Annotated in this window: 19 protein-coding genes and 1 pseudogene; 13 read left to right on the top strand and 7 right to left on the bottom strand. The window is 56.0% G+C overall.

Going from position 1 to position 18,788, the window contains the following annotated elements; translation table 11 throughout:
- Positions 1–26 precede the first annotated feature (26 nt).
- A complete protein-coding gene (locus ACFO5Q_RS00200; RefSeq protein WP_156432034.1) occupies positions 27–1,862 on the top strand; it encodes a ribonucleoside-diphosphate reductase subunit alpha in 1,836 nt (611 codons plus the stop codon).
- 157 nt (positions 1,863–2,019) lie between these two features.
- Entirely contained in the window at positions 2,020–3,231 is a 1,212-nt protein-coding gene (locus ACFO5Q_RS00195) for an ISL3 family transposase (protein WP_082720006.1), read from the top strand.
- A gap of 27 nt (positions 3,232–3,258) precedes the next feature.
- On the opposite strand, the gene ACFO5Q_RS00190 is transcribed toward ACFO5Q_RS00195, so the two are convergent.
- Positions 3,259–3,819, bottom strand: coding sequence for a hypothetical protein (locus tag ACFO5Q_RS00190; RefSeq protein ID WP_156432021.1), 561 nt, complete (start codon positions 3,817–3,819; stop codon positions 3,259–3,261).
- A 277-nt stretch (positions 3,820–4,096) separates the two neighbouring features.
- On the opposite strand from ACFO5Q_RS00190, the gene ACFO5Q_RS00185 reads away from it, so the two are divergent.
- A complete protein-coding gene (locus tag ACFO5Q_RS00185) occupies positions 4,097–5,092 on the top strand; it encodes a ribonucleotide-diphosphate reductase subunit beta (protein WP_068150453.1) in 996 nt (331 codons plus the stop codon).
- Between the two features lie 163 nt (positions 5,093–5,255).
- On the opposite strand, the gene ACFO5Q_RS00180 is transcribed toward ACFO5Q_RS00185, so the two are convergent.
- Together ACFO5Q_RS00180 and secA are read right to left on the bottom strand one after the other, a co-directional pair.
- Positions 5,256–6,200: a hypothetical protein gene (locus ACFO5Q_RS00180; protein ID WP_068150450.1), complete on the bottom strand. Its 945-nt coding sequence runs from the start codon at positions 6,198–6,200 to the stop codon at positions 5,256–5,258.
- Between the two features lie 173 nt (positions 6,201–6,373).
- Positions 6,374–9,220, bottom strand: coding sequence for a preprotein translocase subunit SecA (secA, locus tag ACFO5Q_RS00175; RefSeq protein WP_068150448.1), 2,847 nt, complete (start codon positions 9,218–9,220; stop codon positions 6,374–6,376).
- A 297-nt stretch (positions 9,221–9,517) separates the two neighbouring features.
- Between secA and argJ the strand changes: the two genes are divergently transcribed.
- Together argJ and ACFO5Q_RS00165 are read left to right on the top strand one after the other, a co-directional pair.
- Complete coding sequence (gene argJ, locus ACFO5Q_RS00170) at positions 9,518–10,762, top strand: bifunctional glutamate N-acetyltransferase/amino-acid acetyltransferase ArgJ (protein WP_068150445.1); 1,245 nt, start codon at positions 9,518–9,520, stop codon at positions 10,760–10,762.
- Between the two features lie 161 nt (positions 10,763–10,923).
- Positions 10,924–11,172: a hypothetical protein gene (locus ACFO5Q_RS00165; RefSeq protein ID WP_156432020.1), complete on the top strand. Its 249-nt coding sequence runs from the start codon at positions 10,924–10,926 to the stop codon at positions 11,170–11,172.
- A gap of 50 nt (positions 11,173–11,222) precedes the next feature.
- Here the strand turns inward: ACFO5Q_RS00165 and ACFO5Q_RS00160 are convergent, their stop codons facing one another.
- The gene (locus ACFO5Q_RS00160; RefSeq protein ID WP_082720005.1) at positions 11,223–11,546 is read right to left on the bottom strand and encodes a Flp family type IVb pilin; all 324 of its coding nucleotides are present in this window, start codon (positions 11,544–11,546) and stop codon (positions 11,223–11,225) included.
- On the opposite strand from ACFO5Q_RS00160, the gene ACFO5Q_RS00155 reads away from it, so the two are divergent.
- The gene (locus ACFO5Q_RS00155; protein WP_156432019.1) at positions 11,545–11,988 is read left to right on the top strand and encodes a (deoxy)nucleoside triphosphate pyrophosphohydrolase; all 444 of its coding nucleotides are present in this window, start codon (positions 11,545–11,547) and stop codon (positions 11,986–11,988) included. The genes ACFO5Q_RS00160 and ACFO5Q_RS00155 overlap by 2 nt on opposite strands.
- Entirely contained in the window at positions 11,985–12,539 is a 555-nt protein-coding gene (locus ACFO5Q_RS00150) for a nucleotidyltransferase family protein (RefSeq protein ID WP_068150437.1), read from the top strand. The genes ACFO5Q_RS00155 and ACFO5Q_RS00150 overlap by 4 nt, the downstream gene beginning before the upstream one ends.
- On the opposite strand, the gene ACFO5Q_RS00145 is transcribed toward ACFO5Q_RS00150, so the two are convergent.
- Positions 12,529–13,368, bottom strand: coding sequence for a methyltransferase domain-containing protein (locus ACFO5Q_RS00145; RefSeq protein WP_068151133.1), 840 nt, complete (start codon positions 13,366–13,368; stop codon positions 12,529–12,531). The genes ACFO5Q_RS00150 and ACFO5Q_RS00145 overlap by 11 nt on opposite strands.
- A gap of 72 nt (positions 13,369–13,440) precedes the next feature.
- Here ACFO5Q_RS00145 and ACFO5Q_RS00140 point away from each other — a divergent pair.
- From ACFO5Q_RS00140 to ACFO5Q_RS00120, 5 genes and pseudogenes are all read left to right on the top strand, one after another.
- A pseudogene (locus tag ACFO5Q_RS00140) lies at positions 13,441–13,656 on the top strand (double zinc ribbon domain-containing protein); the annotation flags it as partial.
- A 9-nt stretch (positions 13,657–13,665) separates the two neighbouring features.
- A complete protein-coding gene (locus ACFO5Q_RS00135; RefSeq protein ID WP_197421209.1) occupies positions 13,666–14,196 on the top strand; it encodes a ComF family protein in 531 nt (176 codons plus the stop codon).
- A gap of 114 nt (positions 14,197–14,310) precedes the next feature.
- Complete coding sequence (gene grxC, locus ACFO5Q_RS00130; protein WP_068150426.1) at positions 14,311–14,568, top strand: glutaredoxin 3; 258 nt, start codon at positions 14,311–14,313, stop codon at positions 14,566–14,568.
- Positions 14,569–14,573: 5 nt separating this feature from the next.
- Positions 14,574–15,401: a carbon-nitrogen hydrolase family protein gene (locus ACFO5Q_RS00125; RefSeq protein WP_082720003.1), complete on the top strand. Its 828-nt coding sequence runs from the start codon at positions 14,574–14,576 to the stop codon at positions 15,399–15,401.
- On the top strand, positions 15,398–15,850 hold the full coding sequence (locus ACFO5Q_RS00120; protein ID WP_068150418.1) for a DUF1178 family protein: 453 nt from the start codon (positions 15,398–15,400) through the stop codon (positions 15,848–15,850). Before ACFO5Q_RS00125 ends, ACFO5Q_RS00120 begins: the two co-directional genes overlap by 4 nt.
- An 8-nt stretch (positions 15,851–15,858) precedes the next feature.
- Here the strand turns inward: ACFO5Q_RS00120 and ACFO5Q_RS00115 are convergent, their stop codons facing one another.
- Positions 15,859–16,734, bottom strand: coding sequence for an AraC family transcriptional regulator (locus ACFO5Q_RS00115; RefSeq protein ID WP_068150414.1), 876 nt, complete (start codon positions 16,732–16,734; stop codon positions 15,859–15,861).
- A gap of 142 nt (positions 16,735–16,876) precedes the next feature.
- Between ACFO5Q_RS00115 and ACFO5Q_RS00110 the strand changes: the two genes are divergently transcribed.
- The gene (locus ACFO5Q_RS00110) at positions 16,877–17,791 is read left to right on the top strand and encodes a CPBP family intramembrane glutamic endopeptidase (protein ID WP_068150412.1); all 915 of its coding nucleotides are present in this window, start codon (positions 16,877–16,879) and stop codon (positions 17,789–17,791) included.
- Between the two features lie 30 nt (positions 17,792–17,821).
- Here ACFO5Q_RS00110 and ubiG read toward each other — a convergent pair whose 3' ends face one another.
- The gene (gene ubiG / locus ACFO5Q_RS00105) at positions 17,822–18,613 is read right to left on the bottom strand and encodes a bifunctional 2-polyprenyl-6-hydroxyphenol methylase/3-demethylubiquinol 3-O-methyltransferase UbiG (protein WP_082720001.1); all 792 of its coding nucleotides are present in this window, start codon (positions 18,611–18,613) and stop codon (positions 17,822–17,824) included.
- Between the last annotated feature and the right edge of the window lie 175 nt (positions 18,614–18,788).

Raw genomic sequence — 18,788 nt, 5'->3', positions numbered from 1 at the left:
GCATGGCTAGGGCGGACAAGGGAGATATGGGCACAATGTTTGAGGTCACTCAGTTTGAGCATGGCGGACCGGTTGAGCTGGACCGTAGCCGCGATGCGCTACTCACCGATTTCGGAAAAGCAACGCTTGAGGATCGCTATCTGATGCCCGGTGAGAGCTATCAGGACCTGTTCGCTCGCGTGGCGTCCTACTATGGCGATGACGCAGCCCATTCCCAGCGGCTCTATAATTACATTTCCAACCTTTGGTTCATGCCGGCAACACCCGTTCTGTCGAACGGTGGGACCAACCGCGGCCTGCCGATCAGCTGCTTCCTCAATGAGGCGCAGGACAAGCTTTCCTCGATCGTGGACCTGTGGACGGAGAACGTCTGGCTGGCGTCCAAAGGCGGCGGCATTGGCTCATACTGGGGTAACCTGCGTTCGATCGGTGAAACGGTTGGCGGTGTTGGCAAGACCAGCGGTATCGTACCGTTCGTGCGTGTGATGGACAGCCTGACGCTTGCGATCTCCCAAGGGTCTCTGCGTCGCGGCTCTGCGGCGATCTATCTGCCGATCAGCCACCCGGAAATTGAAGAATTTATCGAGCTTCGTCGCCCGACAGGCGGTGACCCAAACCGCAAGACACCAAACCTGCACCACGGTGTGCTGGTAACAGACGCCTTTATGCGTGCGGTGGAAGCGAATGAGGATTGGGTGCTCACCAGTCCGAAAGACGGCCATGCAGTTCGTTCCGTGTCTGCACGCGGCCTGTGGATTCGTCTGCTGACTGCCCGCGTTGAGACCGGCGAGCCTTACATCATTTATTCCGACACGGTGAACCGCCAGATGCCTGAGCATCACAAGCTTGCGGGCCTTACGGTGAAGACTTCGAACCTGTGCGCGGAAATCACGCTGCCGACGGGTCTTGACCACCTGGGCAACGAACGTACGGCTGTCTGCTGTCTGTCGAGCCTCAATCTCGAGCACTATAAGCAGTGGAAAGACAACAAGGACTTCATCCCAGACGTGATGCGGTTCCTTGATAACGTGCTGCAGGACTTCATCGACCGCGCGCCGGACGAGATGGCGAAGGCCCGCTATTCGGCTATGCGCGAGCGCTCTGTGGGCCTTGGTGTGATGGGTTTCCACAGCTTCCTGCAGGACAATATGATCCCGTTTGAAAGCGCGATGGCGAAGGCCTGGAACAAGAAAATCTTCAAGCATATTGAAGCCGAAGTGGACCGCGCATCAGAGGCTCTCGCGTTTGAACGCGGCCCATGCCCGGACGCGGCTGACTATGGCATCATGCAGCGCTTCTCGAACAAGACGGCTATCGCGCCTACGGCTTCCATCTCCACCATCTGTGGTGGCGCAAGCCCGGGCATCGAGCCGATCGCCGGCAACAGCTATAACCAGAAAACCCTGTCGGGGAACTTCATCGTTCACAACCGCGCGCTGAAGCGGCTTCTGAAGGAGAAGGGCCAGGATACGGATGAGATCTGGACGTCGATCACGATCAACGAAGGTTCCGTGCAGCATCTGGACTTCCTGAGCCAGGAAGAAAAAGACGTGTTCAAGACCGCATTTGAGTTGGACCAGCGTTGGGTGGTTGAACTGGCAGCTGACCGTGCCGAGCACATCAGCCAGGCGCAGTCGGTGAACATCTTCCTGCCAGCGAATGTGCACAAGCGTGACCTGCACCAGATTCACTATCAGGCCTGGAAGAAGGGTCTCAAAAGCCTTTATTACTGCCGGTCCAAGTCTATCAGCCGTGCTGAGGTCGTGGCTACGGGCAGCTACAAGAAGAAGGCCAAGGAAGTGCAGCTGGAGCTGGGCGGTGGTGGCACCACCGACTATGAGGAATGCCTCGCTTGCCAATAAGCTGAAGTAGTGACAGTGATAGACAAGGGCGTGCCTGCATGGCACGCCTTTTTTTAGGTTCATCACGGATTATCGTGATTTGAGATAAGTGGACGAACACACCAGCCGTCTTCATTATTTGTTTTGCGAATTACAAGCATGAAGATTGGAGGCTGATGTGTCCTGCATTGATGATATTTCCGAATTTGGTTTCTGGGAAGGTTTCTTTGTCGCGCATTGGGAGCGACGGGAAGAAGTCCTTTGGATTGAGCTTTCCGGGCATGACGACAGGCATCTGGTCTGTGATGGCTGTGGCTGTGACTGCCGTTCAGTTCATGATACGACACGCAGGGTTGTACGTGACCTGCCGATCCTTGATGCCCCGGTGTTGCTGGTGGTGCCACGTTGTCGGGTCGCTTGTCCGAACTGCGGGCCGAAGCTCGAACGGCTGCCCTGGCTTGACCGACATGCCCGATTGACCCGGCGGCTGGTACAGAGCGTTGTCCGGCTTGTGTCGGTTCTGCCAGTGTCACAGGTAGCCGCCTTTTTCGCCCTTCACTGGTCCACCGTGAAAGCCATCGACAAGCGCCACCTTGAAGCCACGCTGCCGCCCCTGTCAGCAGAGGGCCTTGAAGTATTGGCAATGGATGAATTCGCTCTGCACAAGGGGCACAGATACGCAACTGTGGTCATTGATCCCCGCCGCAAACGGGTTCTGTGGGTCGGCAATGGCAACAGTCGCACGGCTGTCCGGCCCTTCTTCGAAGCCCTGGGTGCAGCGGGTTGCAGGCGCATCCGAGCGGTGGCCATGGATATGAATGCCGCCTTTGCCCTTGAGGTGAAGGAGCACTGCCCCTACGCAGAGATCGTCTATGACCTGTTCCATGTGGTCTCCAAATATGGCCGCGAGGTCATCGACCGGGTGCGGGTCGATGAAGCCAACCGGCTGCGCGATGACAAACCGGCAAGAAAGGTCATCAAATCAGCCCGGTGGCTATTGCTGCGCAACCCGGAAAACCTGCCGGGTGAAGCCGCAAAGATCCGGCTCGCTGAGCTTCTGGAGGCCAACCAGGCGCTGATGATCACTTATGTCCTCAAGGACGACTTGCGGGAAATCTGGCGGCAGCCGTCCAGAAAAATGGCAATCAAGGCATGGAATGAATGGATCAGGCGTGCTCTCGCATCAGCCGTCAAGCCCCTGGTCAGGTTCGCAAAAAGACTGTTGCCATACCGCGACGGCATCATCTCCCACGCTAAATGGCAGATCAATACCAGCATCCTCGAAGGATTTAACAACAAGATAAAGGTCATCAAGAGAATGGCATACGGCTACAGGGATTCAGAATACTTCTTCATGAAAATAAAAGCCGCTTTCCCCGGAGTTCCGTGATGAACCTTTTTTTATGGGGCGTTGGGGTTAGCCCCGTTGGCGGGACAGTAAGCCGTGTACGGCAAGGATGGCAATCATGGCCATCAGGAATGTCAGGAACAGGCGAGTGCAGATGCTGCCAAGTTCCTTGGCGACGGCTTGCCTTTCGTTAAAGCTAATGCGGATTTCGCCGGTGGCTTCCGACATGCTTTCCGGCAGGACAAGCTCACGCGAGACTTCCGTGTCATGGCCAACGAAAGGCCCGACAATAGAATGCAGGAGCGAATAACCAATAGTGCCGGTTCGTTTCGCCTGTCCTAGCACTACATTATGATCTTCATAAATGCGGGCCTCAGTGATGAACCCATGTTCCATAAGCCCCCGGGCAATGTCAGTAGCCAGTTCGGCATCGAGGATCAGGACTGCCCGTGCCGCCGGTTTTTCAAGGGACGTCATCAGCTGGTCGATCCCGGCGGCGGCGCGCCCTTTGGCTAATTGGACTTCCAGGAAGAATTGGATAAGCGTTAGGGCAGCAGCAGCCAATGCTGCAAAAAGGATTGCCCTTGCAGTGACATCGCCGAGCACGCTTTTTGAACTGCTCTGGTTCACATTTCTAACCCTTCCAAGAATGCGGACATCATCGGTTGCATCTGGCTGAATGATCAATAGGTAATTTTTTCTGTCTGTCCGGGCATTGAAACAGCCTGTCAGGGAAACCCTTGATTCGTCTGAATGGGCGTTGTCAGGATTTTAGCGGCAAGTCTTTTTTTTACCAAATATTGTGTCTCTTAAATTCCATTCTACTAATTGAGGGGCTATACTGCCGCCACGCAACCAATGGGCAATTTGAAAATAAACAGCGTTAAGAGTGGGAGGCACGGTCAGTATGGCTGAAGCGGCGACTGTAGAAACGGTGGAACCAACAGGTCTTTTGGAAGAACGGCATGTCTATAAGCCGTTTCGTTACCCCTGGGCATATGAAGCCTGGCTGACGCAGCAGCAAATTCACTGGCTGCCGGAAGAAGTGCCGCTGGCGGAAGATGTGCGCGACTGGGCCAAGAAACTGACGGAGTCTGAGAAGAATCTACTGACGCAGATTTTCCGCTTCTTCACCCAAAGCGATATCGAGGTGAATAACTGCTACATGAAGCATTACACCAAAATATTCAAACCCACTGAAGTGCAGATGATGCTGTCGGCCTTTTCGAATATGGAAACCATCCATATCGCGGCCTATAGCCACCTTCTCGACACGCTTGGCATGCCCGAGGCGGAATATTCCGCCTTCCTCCGCTATAAGGAGATGAAGGACAAATACGACTATATGCAGCAGTTCAATTCGAACGACCTTCGGTCTGCTGCAGTTACGCTTGCTGTATTTGGCGCCTTTACCGAAGGCCTGCAGCTGTTTGCGAGTTTTGCGATGCTGCTGAACTTCCCGCGCTTCAATAAAATGAAGGGCATGGGGCAGATCATTACATGGTCTGTGCGCGATGAAAGCCTGCACTGCAACAGCATCATCAAATTGTTCCACACGCTGATGAAAGAGCACCCTGACCTGTGGGATGACCGCATGAAGGAAGAGCTGACAACAGCATGTAAGACCATTGTGGAGCATGAAGACGCCTTTATCGACCTTGCCTTTGGCATGGGGGCAATCGAAGGCCTGACGGCGGAAGAAGTGAAGCAATATATCCGCTATATCGCTGATCGCCGCCTGTCGCAACTGGATCTGGACGAGGTTTTCCATGTGGAGTCCAACCCGCTGCCGTGGCTGGACAGCATGTTGAACGCAGTGGAGCACACCAACTTTTTCGAAAACCGGGCGACCGAATATTCAAAAGCGGCCACCCAAGGCTCGTGGGAGGACGCGTTCGAGTAAATCCGAACGCATTAAGCCCGAATGGGCAAATTGGTCACAAGTCCGGAACAAGAAGCGCTCGAGACATTCTCGGGCGCTTTTTCGTGCTCCGGACCCCTATCTTAAAAAAAAGCGCCCGGACAAAGCCGGGCGCTTCAGTTTAGGGAGCCGTTATAGGGGAGGTTTAATCGTCCAGGGTGGCAGCGAGGATTGCCAACCCGGTAGCGATGAAAACCGCGGCGCCCAGGTCATCGTCCTCCAGTTCAAAATGCTGGTTTTGTGCCAGCGGAGGACGAGGTGCGTGGTGGTCATACTCAGAACGTCTGCCATAGTCGCCACCACGACGTGAATATCGGTCATAGTCTGCCTGGCTCAGCCTTGTGGCCAGGTTGAGATAATAATGGTCTACGCCATTTCTGATCTTATGGGCCAGTGCACGGCCCAGATCGGCTGCTGCTTCTTCGCGAACCTCGCGGGCAACATGGTTTCTATACTCTGGTGTGTTGCGGGCAAACAGCTCGGCAACACCGGATGACGGCATATGGTAGGTGGAAACCATGCCGCAATTGGTGCGGGCCACCAGGTCAGTGCCATAGCTGAAATTCTCAGCCGACCGAAGCTCGATAAAGTCCGTGTCGCGGCCATACCCATGCATGGCGATCTTGATGCCGTAGGAGGCATAGGCCTCGCCCTTTTCCTTCACCTTGGTGTAGTAAGCCTTCTGGAAATGGCCACACCGGCCTCCGGTATTGCGGGCATGCTTCTTGTATTTCTTATCCTTGCGGTCGGTGTCGACAACGCGGAAACCGAATCGGTAATCCTTTTCCCGGGCGCGTACAATCATATCGGCATGGTGGCGTTCGCGCACGAACTCGACATAATTCGGCAAGGCGTACCGCATGTGTTTGAAGGCCTGCGCCTCAAACGCGGTTACGCCAGCTTCACGGCGTTCGTCCTTGCTGTCCACATCTACAAAAACCCGGATTGGGTGGCTGGTGCGGAACACGTTGCTTTCTGCGTCATAGTCAGGCAGGTCGCGTGGGTCGCGGTGATCTGCTGTCGCCGCGCCACCGATGGCAAAGCTGGTTGCCGCTGTGATCAGGATGGAGGTCAGTCGTTTCGCTGTCATTGCTCGGGTCTCCTCGTCTTATGGAAACACAATAGACAGCCGCGTCTTACACCATCCTGAGCTTGACGTTCATAGGTTGTTCATCTGGCTTAGTAGGGAATAACCATTTGTTATTAAATAAAAAAGCGGGCCGCAAAGCCCGCCTTGATACACTGTTTTGTTCCTGTGCGGCGTTAGAAAGCGCCGTGGCAGTGTTTGAATTTCTTGCCAGACCCACAGGGGCATGGGTCGTTGCGACCAACATCAGAAAACGGGTTGGATGCCTGGCGCGCACCGGCGAATGACGCCGGGTTCATGCTCGTGATGTCACCGTGACAATGCTTGAATTTCTCGCCCGAGCCGCATGGGCATGGTGCGTTCCGCGGCACATCGCCCCAGGTTGATGTGTCGTTCGGGTTGAAGCTACCACCCTGAGACGGTGCCCCAACGGCCGTGTCTGGTGTCGGGTGACTTTCCTTGAAGACAGAAGGTGCTTCGGGTTCCAGGTCTTCCGGGCGAACCTGCGGAGCAAGCTCAATGCGGCCCAGTAGCTGGGTCGTTTCCTCGCGGATATGATAGAGCATGCCTTCAAAGAGGGTGAAGGCTTCGGTCTTATATTCATTGAGTGGATCACGCTGACCGTAGGCACGAAGAGAAACGCCCTGGCGCAGATGGTCCAGATTCTGCAGGTGTTCTTTCCATTCCTGGTCAAGTACCTGAAGAAGGATATTTTTCTCGATATCCTTTTCCCACATGCCAAAGCCGGTTTCAGCGTCCGCTGTTCCGGTCATCTCATTGATACGTTTGGCTTTTTCAGTCATCATCTGGCTGCAGGCTTCATCAAGGCGTTCGATGATCACATGGTCATCCACGCCTTCTTCTGCCGCCCAGGCACGGATATCAACGTCAAGGCTGAGCTTGGTTTTTACGTCTTCATCCAGGCCATCAATGTCCCACTGCTCCGGGTAGGATTTTGGCGGGATGCGGGTTTCCACAATATTGTGGATGACATCGGCGCGCATATCCTTAATGGTCTCGCTGATCTCATCTGCGTCCATCACTTCCTTGCGCTGGTCGTAGATGGCGCGGCGCTGGTCGTTCATCACGTCATCAAATTTCACCAGGTTTTTCCGGATGTCATAGTTCCTGGCTTCCACTTTGGACTGGGCTTTTTCAATAGCCTTGTTGATCCATGGGTGGATGATGGCTTCGCCTTCCTCAATGCCAAGGCGCACGAGCATGGCGTCCATGCGCTCAGGGCCGAAGATGCGCATCAGGTCATCCTGCAGCGACAGGAAGAATTTCGTGCGGCCCGGGTCACCCTGACGACCAGAACGGCCGCGAAGCTGGTTATCGATGCGGCGGCTTTCGTGCCGCTCAGTGGCCACAACATAAAGGCCGCCGGCTTCCAGAACCTTCTGTTTCTCTTCCTCGACTTCCTTGCGGATGCGGTCCGTGATTTCCTTGATCTTAGCTTCGTCTTCAACGCCTGCGGTTTCATCAGCGATACGCATGTCCGCGTTACCGCCCAACTGGATGTCAGTACCCCGACCCGCCATGTTGGTGGCAATCGTTACGGCTCCGAGACGACCGGCCTGGGCAATGATGTGCGCTTCCTGTTCATGGAAGCGGGCGTTAAGGACCTGATGCTTGATCTTCTTCTTTTTGAGGTAATCGGAAAGTACCTCCGATTTCTCGATCGACACGGTACCAACCAGAACCGGCTGGCCTTTTTTCTGAGCCTCAAGGATATCCTTGATGATGGCGTCGAATTTTTCCTTGCCGGTGCGGTAGAATTCGTCGTGCTCATCAATACGGGCCACAGGTACGTTGGTCGGGATTTCGATCACGCCAAGGCCGTAAATGTCGCCAAACTCTTCAGCTTCCGTGGCAGCCGTACCGGTCATGCCCGAAAGTTTCGGGTACATGCGGAAATAATTCTGGAAAGTAATCGATGCCAGTGTCTGGTTTTCAGGCTGGATGGCCACGCCTTCCTTGGCTTCCAGCGCCTGGTGCAGGCCACCGGAGTAGCGGCGGCCGTCCATCATGCGTCCTGTGAATTCGTCGATGATCACCACTTTATCGCCCTTGACGATATAGTCGGTGTCACGTTCGAACATGGTCCGCGCCTTCAGGGCCTGGTCCACGTGGTGAACGATCTGTGTATTCTCATAGTCATAAAGGTTTTCGGACTTCAGAAGGCCCTGGTCTGCGAGGATTTTCTCGATCTTTTCATGACCGTCTTCGGTGAGCGCCACATGTTTGGACTTTTCGTCCTTTTCATAGTCGCCTTCTTCCAGTTCAGCCACCAGCTTGTCGATGGTGATGTAAAGCTCGGATTTGTCTTCGGTCGGGCCAGAGATAATCAGCGGGGTCCGCGCCTCGTCGATCAGGATGCTGTCCACCTCGTCGACAATGGCAAAGTGGAAGGGACGCTGGACCATCTGGTCCTTGTGCGTTTTCATATTGTCGCGCAGGTAATCGAAGCCCAGCTCGTTGTTGGTGGCATAAGTGATGTCGCACTGATATGCCTCGCGCCGCTCCTCATCTGTCTTGCCTGGCACAATGACGCCAGTGGTCATGCCCAGGAAGCCATAAACCTTGCTCATCCATTCGGCGTCACGTTCGGCGAGATAGTCGTTCACGGTTACAACATGCACGCCTTTACCGGGCAGGGCATTGAGGTAAGCGGCCAGCGTCGCCACCAGGGTTTTACCTTCACCTGTCTTCATTTCAGCGATCGAGCTGTCATTCAGGACCATGCCGCCGATGAGCTGGACATCATAGTGCCTCAGGCCCAGTGATCGTGTCGCGGCTTCGCGGACAACGGCAAAGGCTTCGACCAGAAGGTCGTCAACCGTTTCACCTGCATCAAGCCTGTCGCGGAACTCTTGGGTCTTTGCCTTGAGGGCCTCGTCTGACAGCGCTTTCATCTCGTCAGCCAGCGCGCCAATGGCGGCAACTTTCGGCTCGAGTTTACGGAGATAGCGTTCGTTTGCGGACCCAAAAATCTTTTTGGCGAGTTTGCTTAGTCCCAGCATATTTCTTTCCTGGCCTGCCCTTGGCTTCCTAGCTCTGACATCACCGGTCATTTTCGAAGTGCGCAAAGCGCGGCCGGCCGTACTGTGATCCCTGAGGGAATGCGTTACTGACTTTATTTATATATGCAGTTTCACAACTACATGAGTGCAGGCACAGATAAGTATCATGCCTGCGTCTGTCAACTGGTGCGGCACCTTCTAACGGTGAATTGAGTAATTCCTGTGTCATTTCTTGATGATTGGTAATTCTGGGGGCATGATGCAGCATGAAATTTGGCATCGATTGAGGATCATCATATGGCCGAGTCTAAAGTGTCTCCACTTGCCCCTGAGGGCTTTCCGAACCTTTTGCCCGTTGCTGGCGTTGAAATGGGCGCCATGCACGCCGGATTTCGCAAACGTGAAAGGCCGGACCTTCTGTTCGCCGTGATGGCTGAAGGGTCTGTGGCGGCAGGTGTCTTCACCAGGTCAAAAGCGCCGGCAGCCCCCGTGGATTGGTGCCGTGAGGCACTCGCCAAGTCAGGCGGCAAGGTGCGGGCGATTATCGTGAATGCGGGCAATGCCAATGCCTTTACCGGCGAGAAAGGCATGAAGGCGACGATGAAATCGGTTGAGACGACCGCCGAAATTGTTGGATGCGCGCCCGAGGAGGTGCTGGCCTGCTCAACCGGCGTTATCGGCGTGCCGCTGAATGGTGATCTTTTTGAAAAGCCGCTGAAAGCCATCAAGGACGGTATGTCCGGTTTCATGTGGCGCGAAGCTGCGGGCGCCATCATGACAACAGACACATACCCCAAGGGCAGTTGCAAGGTGGCGACCGTTGAAGGTCGACCTGTTGTAATTTCGGGAATCGCCAAAGGGTCAGGCATGATCGCGCCAGATATGGCCACGATGCTGGGGTTTGTTTTCACCAATGCGGCGCTGACGCATGGTTGCCTTCAGAAGATGCTCACAGACGCCACGGACCGCAGTTTCAACAGCATCACTGTGGATAGCGATACCTCAACCAACGACACCTGCATTGCTGTGGCAACTGGCGTCGGAGCGACCTATGACCCGATCGATGACCCGGACGATCCGCGCCTGGAAGACTTCCGCGCCAAGTTTGATGAGCTGATGACCGATCTGGCGCATCAGATCGTGCGCGACGGAGAGGGCGCGACGAAATTTGTCTCGATCACGATTGAAGGTGCCGAAAACGATAGGGCAGCACGCGTTATCGCCAAGTCCGTGGCCAACAGCCCGCTTGTAAAAACGGCCATCGCGGGCGAAGACCCCAATTGGGGCCGCCTTGTCGCTGCCGTGGGCAAGGCGGGCGAAGCGGCAGCGCGTGACGCACTGCAAATCTGGATTGGCGGCCAGCAGGTGGCTAAGGCAGGCTGCGTTCATCCCCGTTACAGCGAACCTGTGGCGGCCGAGCACATGAAGGGCCAGGACATTGATATCCGCATCGATGTGGGCGTAGGGACCGGGACTGCAACTGTCTGGACCTGTGATTTCACCTATGACTACATTCGGATCAACGCCGACTATCGCAGCTAGGACGAAATTTCCTCAAATAGCGAATTGCACCCGGTGGTTTCTGCCGGGTGTTTCTTTTTGTTGCCGTAAGATATTGAAAGTAAACAAATAAATCTCTGGCATGACTCTTGTATCAAGGAAGGCGTGGGGTACGTTGAACCGGAGTTCGCTGGAGAAATATGATGCCAACCGTCAATCTAGAGTTACAGATGAAGTTCCTGACGGAATTGAATGAAGCACTGACCGAAGCTTTGGACCGCTATGCTGATGAAGGCGCGGATAAGCTGGCGGAGCTGAATTACATGAAGCAGGAAGTCGCGAGAGCGCGCCTTGTGATTGCCGAGCGCATGGATGATGAGTCTGATGATGGTAAGTCAGGTCGTCGGTCCCGCCGCATGACAGGTGGGTTTCAGGAAGCTGCCTATAGCTGATCGAACCGGTTCGCCGGTTCGGCATTACACCTTTGTTTCCATTCCAGCCTTTAGGGGGTTGGGGTGGCTGCTTGTGTTTGGTCACTTAGCATTCCGAAAATTTGCTGCACCAGATCGCCAAGCGCTCCCCAGCCAGCAGCAAGGCCCAGGGCGGCAAGGCCAACCAACAGGCCGTATTCAACAGCCGTCGCGCCTTGGCGGTCCCGCCAAATGGCGTGCTGCAGCACGCGTATTTTTACAGCGACTGTCTTGAACACTTCTGTAACCCCATATCTTTCATCCGCGCTATAAGCTGCCCTAAGCCTCCATTTGAAACCTAAACAAGTTGTTAAAGCTTGAATTTGCGTAAAAGTGTGTTTACGCGTAGCCACCATGATCAATGATTGTCCAGAACCCAATGTGAAGATTGACGCAGGCCTGCCGACTGTCCTGGTGGCAGCGATCGCGCTTATCGATATCGATGGCCGCGTATTGATCGCGCAGCGTCCCGAAGGCAAGTCCATGACCGGGCTGTGGGAGTTTCCGGGCGGCAAAGTCGAAGAAGGCGAGCTGCCTGAAGCTGCGCTGATCCGCGAATGCAAGGAAGAGCTGGATATCGATATCACGGCTGCCTGTTTGGCGCCGTTTGCTTTCGCGTCCCATTCCTATGAGAAGTTCCATCTGCTGATGCCGCTTTACTTGTGCCGGAAATGGGAAGGCCTTGTGCGCGGTATGGAAGGACAGGCAACAAAGTGGGTAAAGATCAGAGATCTTGGCGATTACCCCATGCCGCCCGCGGATGATCCGCTTGTCGCCATGCTCAGGGATTTCTTTTGAGCCTGAAGGCGCTCGAAGACCTTCTGCGCGGTGACGATGCCGCCATGGCAGCACTTGAGGCTGTCCACACTGCTGGCCCCGAAGGCGCCTATATTGCTGCCGGTTTTGTCCGCAATCGTTACTGGGATAGCCTCTATGATCCCGCGCCAATGGCGCCGGGATCAGACGTGGACGTCATCTATTTCGACAAGACCTATAACCTGAAGACCCGCGACATGGCTTATGAAGCTTCGCTGAAGCTCAAACAGCCTGATGTGGATTGGCAGGTGCGCAATCAGGCGCGCATGCATACCTTCGGCGGCCATGATCCTTTCCCCGATATCGTTACGGCGCTACAGCATTGGGCGGAAACTGCGACGGGCATTGGGGTGCGGCTCAAGCCCAGCGGCGACTTTGATTGGCTGGCTGCTTTCGGATTTGATGACCTGTTCGGTCACGTGCTCAGGATTACGCCAGCCATGAAGGCGAATGACCCGGAAGGCTTCGAACGTCGCCTTGCCGCCAAGGGGTGGCAGCAGCGCTGGCCGAACCTGACTGTGATCAGGGACTAGGCTTTTTCGGTGGCCCGCCAGCCTTGAGTGCATCGCCCAGGTTCACCTTGCCGCTGCCAGGCTTCAATGGCTTCTGCTGGCTCTCGTGCGGGTGCCAGCCCGTCATATACATGACCTGGAAAGTGGCGGGAACACGGCCGTCGGCCATGCCGAACTTCGATTGATAGATCTCACATGCGCGCATCAACACATCACGCCGTAGGAAGCGCCGGCTGCGAGAATGCATGGCGTTGGCTTCACCCATGCCCCGAAGTTCCTGCATCAGCTTCAGCGGATGCTCGTATGTCACAGTGATGGTGTCCATATCCGTGACTGGCAGGGCAAAGCCAGCGCGCTGCAACAGGCTACCCAGATCGCGCACATCAGCGAATGGGATTACCCGCTGGCTGGCGCCGCCCGTCACCTCTGCTTCTGCTGCCAGAAGGCTGTGGCCAAGTTCATGCAGCGTTTCGCCGCCGAAAAGCGAAGCCATGAAAAGCCCATCTGGCTTCAGGGCGCGGTTGGCTTGCACCATCACTCCCGGCAGGTCGTTTACCCAGTGAAGCGCCAGGTTGGAGACGACAAGGTCATAGCTGCCGGGCGAGGCAGCCAAAGGTTCGTCGCCCACCGGCACAGCTTCAACTGTCTTGCTGGAATGGGGCGCAAAATTGCCGCCCAGGTCCAGCACGGAGCCAAAGTCACGATTGATGTCCGCCAGCCGGTCCGCCATGCGGTCAGCGATTTCCGCGCGCAGAAAGTCGAAATCCGGCCCCATTGCACGGCCCCGTTTCCGGTTGCGCTGTACAGCATCTGCATCAAACAGATTGATATCGTCTGGCTGAGTGTTCATGGGTTCTGACATAGGCGAGGGGCGTGGGTGTTGCAACTGGTTTCGCATTACGTTGCCTGCTAAGCTTTGCTCATGAAACATGTGGGGGAACTGTCGGTCATAAGAAAGGTCGCAAGCGGGGTGGTGGACTTTCTGCTGCCTCCGCGGTGCCCCGCATGCGGCGAGCGCATTCTGTCGCATGGCCATCTGTGCGGGAATTGCTGGCAGGAGCTGGCACCCATTGCTGCGCCATGGTGTGCCTCCTGCGGTTTGCCGTTCGAAGTGGATGTGGGCCCAGATGCCCAGTGCGGGGCCTGCATGAAAGATCCACCGGCCTTCGATTGGGCTCGCGCGGCTGTATCATACGAGGCGCTGGGGCGTGACCTGATCATCAGGATGAAGCATGGTGGGGCCGGGGCCAGCATTCCTGCCTTTGTAACCATGATGGCCCGGGTGATCCCACCTGACGCCTTGCCTGACCTGATAGTCCCGGTGCCTCTTCATCGCTGGAGGCTCTTGAAACGCCGTTTCAATCAGTCCCAGCTGTTGGCGAAGGGCCTGGCGGGCAAGCTTGGGGTTCGTGCCGACCCTTTCATTCTTGAGCGCACTCGCGCAACACCCAGCCAGGGCACGCTTGACCGGAAGGGCAGGCGGAAGAATGTACAGGGCGCATTCAGGGTGCTGCCCTCTTGCTCAAGCCAGCTTGAAGGCAAACGGGTGCTTCTGGTGGATGACGTGCTGACAACGGGGGCGACGGCTTCTGCGTGCGCTGTTGCGCTCAAAAAGGCGGGGGTATCTCAGGTGGGTGTTGTGGCATTTGCCCGGGTCGGACGCCCGGTTCATGCCTAGCTCCCGCTTTCGTGAAGCGGGGATTCCCTTTAAATTTTGCATGTTTTCGCTTACATATGTGGCGAATCCAGATTGCCGTGAAAGGCAACGCTGTTTGAAGTAAAGGATCTTTTTGTGGCTGACATCGTCATCTATAGCTCGAACATGTGCCCCTACTGCTTTCGCGCCAAGGCGCTTTTGAAGCAGAAAGGTGCCCGTTTTAAGGAAATCAATGTGGACATGAACCCCGCTGCCCGGCGCGAGATGCGTGAAAAGGCAGGCGGCGTGAACACTGTGCCGCAAATCTGGATCGGTGATCGCCACGTTGGCGGCTGTGACGATCTATACGCCCTTGATGCACAGGGTGGCCTGACGGCACTTCTGGCGGGATAGAGCCCTTGCGTATTGCCCTTATACAGCTGAATACCGGAAACATCGTCGCTGACGCGGTGACTGCGGCAGAAAGCCTTATTCGGGAAGCGGCAGCTGGCGGCGCAGTTTTCATCAGCACGCCCGAGACCACGCATCTGATGGAAATGAACCGAAAGGCAGTGCTCGAGAAGGCCTGCACCCAGGATGAAGACCTTGGGCTGAAGCGCTTCCGCGCCCTGGCGGCAGAACTTGGCGTGTGGCTGCATATCGGCTCGCTCATCACAAAGGTGGCTGAAGACCGTCTGGCCAACAGGGCCTTCCTGATCGGCCCGGACGGTGAGATCAAGGCGAGCTATGACAAGATACACCTCTTTGATGTGGATCTGGGTGGTGGCGAAGCTTACCGGGAATCGGCCCTGTATGAAGGGGGCAAGGCTGCTGTCGTGGCAAAAACGCCGATGGGCGCGTTTGGTCTTTCCATTTGCTATGACCTTCGCTTCGCATACCTCTATCGTGCGCTCGCCCACGCCGGGGCTGACATATTGCTGGTGCCTGCGGCTTTCACAAAACCAACTGGTGAGGCCCACTGGCATACGCTGCTCAGGGCCCGTGCGATCGAGACCGGTTGTTTTGTATTGGCAGCGGCTCAGACAGGCCACCATGCCACCGGCCGAGATACGTTTGGCCACAGCCTGGTGATTGATCCCTGGGGGCGGGTGATTGCTGACGCGGGCGAGGATGTGGGCGTTACATATGCCGAATTGGACCTTGCAAAATGCGCTGAAGCGCGGCAGAAAATCCCTTCATTGACGCATGACCGCGACATAAATGTAACGACTGTAGATGCCAAATGATTGTATTTGACCTGAAATGCAGCACTGGTCACCGGTTCGAAGCCTGGTTTCGTTCCTCGGGGGCCTATGAAGAGCAGAAAGCTGCCGGGCTCGTGGAATGCCCGCACTGTGGCACCAACGACGTATCAAAGGCACTGATGGCGCCCAATGTGGCCTCAAAAGGCAATCAGAAGTCTGAAGTGGCGTCGGTTGCTGCTCGCTCGGGCGATCCCAAGCTGCAGGAAGTCGTGGCCGAGGCGCAGAAGGTTCTGACGAAGTTGAAGAACCACGTTGAACAGAACTGCGACTATGTCGGCGACAAGTTCGCGGACGAAGCCCGTAAAATTCATTATGGCGAAGCAGAAGAGCGCGGCATCTACGGCGAAAGCACCCTCAAGGAAGCCAAGGAACTTCTGGAGGAAGGCGTAGAGGTCATGCCGCTGCCCGGGCTTGGGCGCAAGGACGCCTGAACAATCCATTAGCCCGCCAGGGCTATCCGGTAGACCTGCGGTGTTATCCCCATTTGTCTTTTGAACTGGGCCGTCATGTGGCTTTGCTGAGCGAAACCGGCGTTGGCAGCGATTTGTGCCAGTGGCTCATCGCTCGACAGTCGCTCCTTCACCTTTTCAATTCGCCGCCGCATGACATGTTGCCCCGGCGTCTCCCCGAAGCTTTCCTTGAACTGGCGGGCAAAGTGGAAAGGGCTCAGGCCCGCCTCCGCTGCAAGGTCTGTCATGGACAGGCGGGTTTCGAGCCGGTCGGCAATCAGCGCCTTCACCCGCTTCATCTGGCGCGGCGTCAGCCCACCCTTGAGGCGGCTTTCCTTTATCTCGAAGCCGTTATAGTGGCCGATGACATGATCGAAGATGCTGTATAGGAGCTGCTCGCCGATAAGCCCGGCGCGGTCCGGCTGCCGGGCACAGCAATCAACATATCCAAGCAGCATATTCGAGAGCGTTTGGTCCGCCTGATAAGTCAGGTCCCTGATATCCACGAGCCGCACATCCTGCTCATAATGATCGGCGGCGAAGCGCTTCAAAATGGCGTCTGAAAAATATAGGTGCACGAAATCGATCGGGCCACCGATATGCCAGCTGGATGCGTGCCCCTGCGGCATCAGGCACAGGGTTCCCGCGCGACCTGGGTTGCCCTTTTGGTCGGCGCGGTAACTTGTGTCGCCGCCCTTAAGGTAAAGGCTTAGCGTATGGCTGTCGCTTTTTTCATAAGCCACGCTGTTGCGGTCGATGGACCATCTGGATACAGCCACATCCCTGTGGATGTCGTGCTGGGCCTCGATGCTTGCGTTGGCTTTCAGAAGCAGCGCGCTGTCTATTTTCTTATCTGCGCGGCTCATGCCGAATTCCTCTCACTGTCTTTGCAGAAGATAGGCATGCGCACCCAAAACAGCAAGATTTTGATATTCGAGCCCTATGACTTTCGTTAGGGGCTTGTTGGATGGCTCGCGCAAAGACGAGTCCGACAGCGAGAGAAAAACAATGACAACAACTTTCTATTCCGACCTTAACGAAAACAGTCGAAGAACCTGGTTTTGGGCTCTGTTCATCCTATTGCCGGTGTTCTTTATCGGTGGCCAGCTTATGGTTCTGCTGCCCGCCAAATTTTCCAATCTGGTCACGCGGGAAAATGTCGAGACTTATCCGACAATCCTCTATTTCCTGGTGGCGTCCTTTGGTGCGTCCTTCGGCATTTTGTGGTTATGGCTTCGCTATTTTGAACGACGCAGCCTGGCAAGCGTTGGGCTTGCGCCGGGTGGCAGCCTGAAGCGTTATTTCCCTAAAGGCTTCGCTATTGGCCTGTTGATGGCATCGGTTTCCGTAGTGGCTGTCTGGCTTGTGGGCGGCTACACGCTGGAGGGGCCGCAGGATTTTGCCTTGGTGAGCTATGGCCCAATCCTGTTCCTGGGGCTGGCCTTCATTGTCCAATCCAGTGTGGAGGAAATCCTGTTTCGGGGCTGGATGCTGTCCCGCCTTACGGAGCGGTTCGGCATGTGGACCGGGGTGCTTGGCAACTCCACATTGTTCATGCTGATGCATATCGAGGGGATCGGCGGTGAAGATTTTGACCCTCTCGTGTTCGCCATTTTCACATTCATGACAATGGCTTTCTCGATCTTTGTCAGCTTCCTGGCGATCCGGCAGAAATCCGTATGGGGGGCGTGCGCCTGGCACGCGGCCTGGAACTGGTCGTTCATCACATGGTTCGGCCTGCCGACAACCGGCATTGCCCTTGATGTTAAGCCGCTGTGGGTGGACTTGATGATCAAGACAGGCGCACGTGACTGGCTTTCGGGTGGTGCCGAAGGGCCAGAGAACAGCGCCATCACCGGCGCGGTCCTGATCATCGCGTGTCTACTGGCCTACCGTGGCCTCAAGAAGAAGCCCCAAGCCTGAGTTGATGGGGGTATGACGGCGACCGCGTCCTTATTTGGGTGCGGTTGCCGTCATGGCATAATTGACACCCGTGTCTGTGCTGCTCAGCCGCCACCGGCCTCCGATGGGGTTGAACACAAAGCCTGTGGCGTCGCCGGGCGTGAAGCCAGCTTTAGCGACATATTCCTTCAGCTCATCCGGTTTGATGAACTTGTTCCAGTCGTGCGCGCCCACGGGCAACCAGCGCAGGATGTGCTCTGCGCCCACAATCGCGAACAGGTACGATTTTGCCGTCCGGTTGATAGTGGAGAGCAACATGATGCCGCCGGGTTTCAGGAGCTTGCGGCAGGATGCGAGGAAGGCATCCACGTCTGCCACATGCTCGATTACTTCCATATTGATGATCACGTCAAACTGTTCGCCTGCGTCCGCGAGCGCTTCGGCGGTGGTGTTGCGAAAGTCAATCTCGAGGCGCGACTGCGCCGCATGCACACTGGCGGTCTTGATGTTCTTCTCAGACGCATCAACGGCCACCACATCGGCTCCCAGGCGCGCCACGGGTTCAGATACCAGCCCGCCGCCGCAGCCAATGTCCAGAAGACGCAACCCTTTGAAGGGTTCCTTCAGATTCTTCTCGAGGCCGAAATGAGCTTCCACTTCCTGCCGGATATAGCCAAGGCGCGTTGGATTGAGGATATGCAGCGGCTTGAAGGGGCCCTTTGGGTCCCACCAGGTATCGGCAATGCGGGCGAAGAAAGCGACTTCGCTTTCATCCACTGTGCCACCATGGGCGATGGTGCCGGCCTCTGGTGCTGTGTCGGATGTCTGGTTTTCGTTCAGCATATCTTTTGTTCCAAGCAAGCTTTTCCCGCGCGACCCAAAGACTGAGCGCTTGCACGCATGCAAGCCAGCCTTTAAACAATATCGCGCTGTTTCTCAATACGCACCTTTGTGCCCATCGGGTCAAGTGCATGCGTCAAATTGCCGGAAACAGGATTGTTTGCGATAGGAACCGGAA

This window comes from Kordiimonas lipolytica (genome assembly GCF_042651265.1).
Taxonomy (GTDB): domain Bacteria; phylum Pseudomonadota; class Alphaproteobacteria; order Sphingomonadales; family Kordiimonadaceae; genus Kordiimonas; species Kordiimonas lipolytica.
The sequence above is the reverse complement of the archived record's forward strand: the minus strand, read 5'-3'. Positions and strand labels throughout refer to the sequence as shown.

Excerpts from the sequence above, each read along its gene's own strand:
- ACFO5Q_RS00160 (WP_082720005.1), bottom strand. The coding sequence starts at position 11,546 with ATGGTGGCTACGCGTAAACACACTTTTACGCAAATTCAAGCTTTAACA.
- ACFO5Q_RS00135 (WP_197421209.1), top strand. The coding sequence starts at position 13,666 with ATGAAAGATCCACCGGCCTTCGATTGGGCTCGCGCGGCTGTATCATAC.
- ACFO5Q_RS00180 (WP_068150450.1), bottom strand. The coding sequence starts at position 6,200 with ATGACAGCGAAACGACTGACCTCCATCCTGATCACAGCGGCAACCAGC.
- ACFO5Q_RS00185 (WP_068150453.1), top strand. The coding sequence starts at position 4,097 with ATGGCTGAAGCGGCGACTGTAGAAACGGTGGAACCAACAGGTCTTTTG.
- ACFO5Q_RS00120 (WP_068150418.1), top strand. The coding sequence starts at position 15,398 with ATGATTGTATTTGACCTGAAATGCAGCACTGGTCACCGGTTCGAAGCC.
- ACFO5Q_RS00165 (WP_156432020.1), top strand. The coding sequence starts at position 10,924 with ATGCCAACCGTCAATCTAGAGTTACAGATGAAGTTCCTGACGGAATTG.
- ACFO5Q_RS00145 (WP_068151133.1), bottom strand. The coding sequence starts at position 13,368 with ATGAACACTCAGCCAGACGATATCAATCTGTTTGATGCAGATGCTGTA.
- ACFO5Q_RS00115 (WP_068150414.1), bottom strand. The coding sequence starts at position 16,734 with ATGAGCCGCGCAGATAAGAAAATAGACAGCGCGCTGCTTCTGAAAGCC.
- secA (WP_068150448.1), bottom strand. The coding sequence starts at position 9,220 with ATGCTGGGACTAAGCAAACTCGCCAAAAAGATTTTTGGGTCCGCAAAC.
- ACFO5Q_RS00110 (WP_068150412.1), top strand. The coding sequence starts at position 16,877 with ATGACAACAACTTTCTATTCCGACCTTAACGAAAACAGTCGAAGAACC.
- ACFO5Q_RS00155 (WP_156432019.1), top strand. The coding sequence starts at position 11,545 with ATGATCAATGATTGTCCAGAACCCAATGTGAAGATTGACGCAGGCCTG.
- ubiG (WP_082720001.1), bottom strand. The coding sequence starts at position 18,613 with ATGCTGAACGAAAACCAGACATCCGACACAGCACCAGAGGCCGGCACC.
- ACFO5Q_RS00200 (WP_156432034.1), top strand. The coding sequence starts at position 27 with ATGGGCACAATGTTTGAGGTCACTCAGTTTGAGCATGGCGGACCGGTT.
- argJ (WP_068150445.1), top strand. The coding sequence starts at position 9,518 with ATGGCCGAGTCTAAAGTGTCTCCACTTGCCCCTGAGGGCTTTCCGAAC.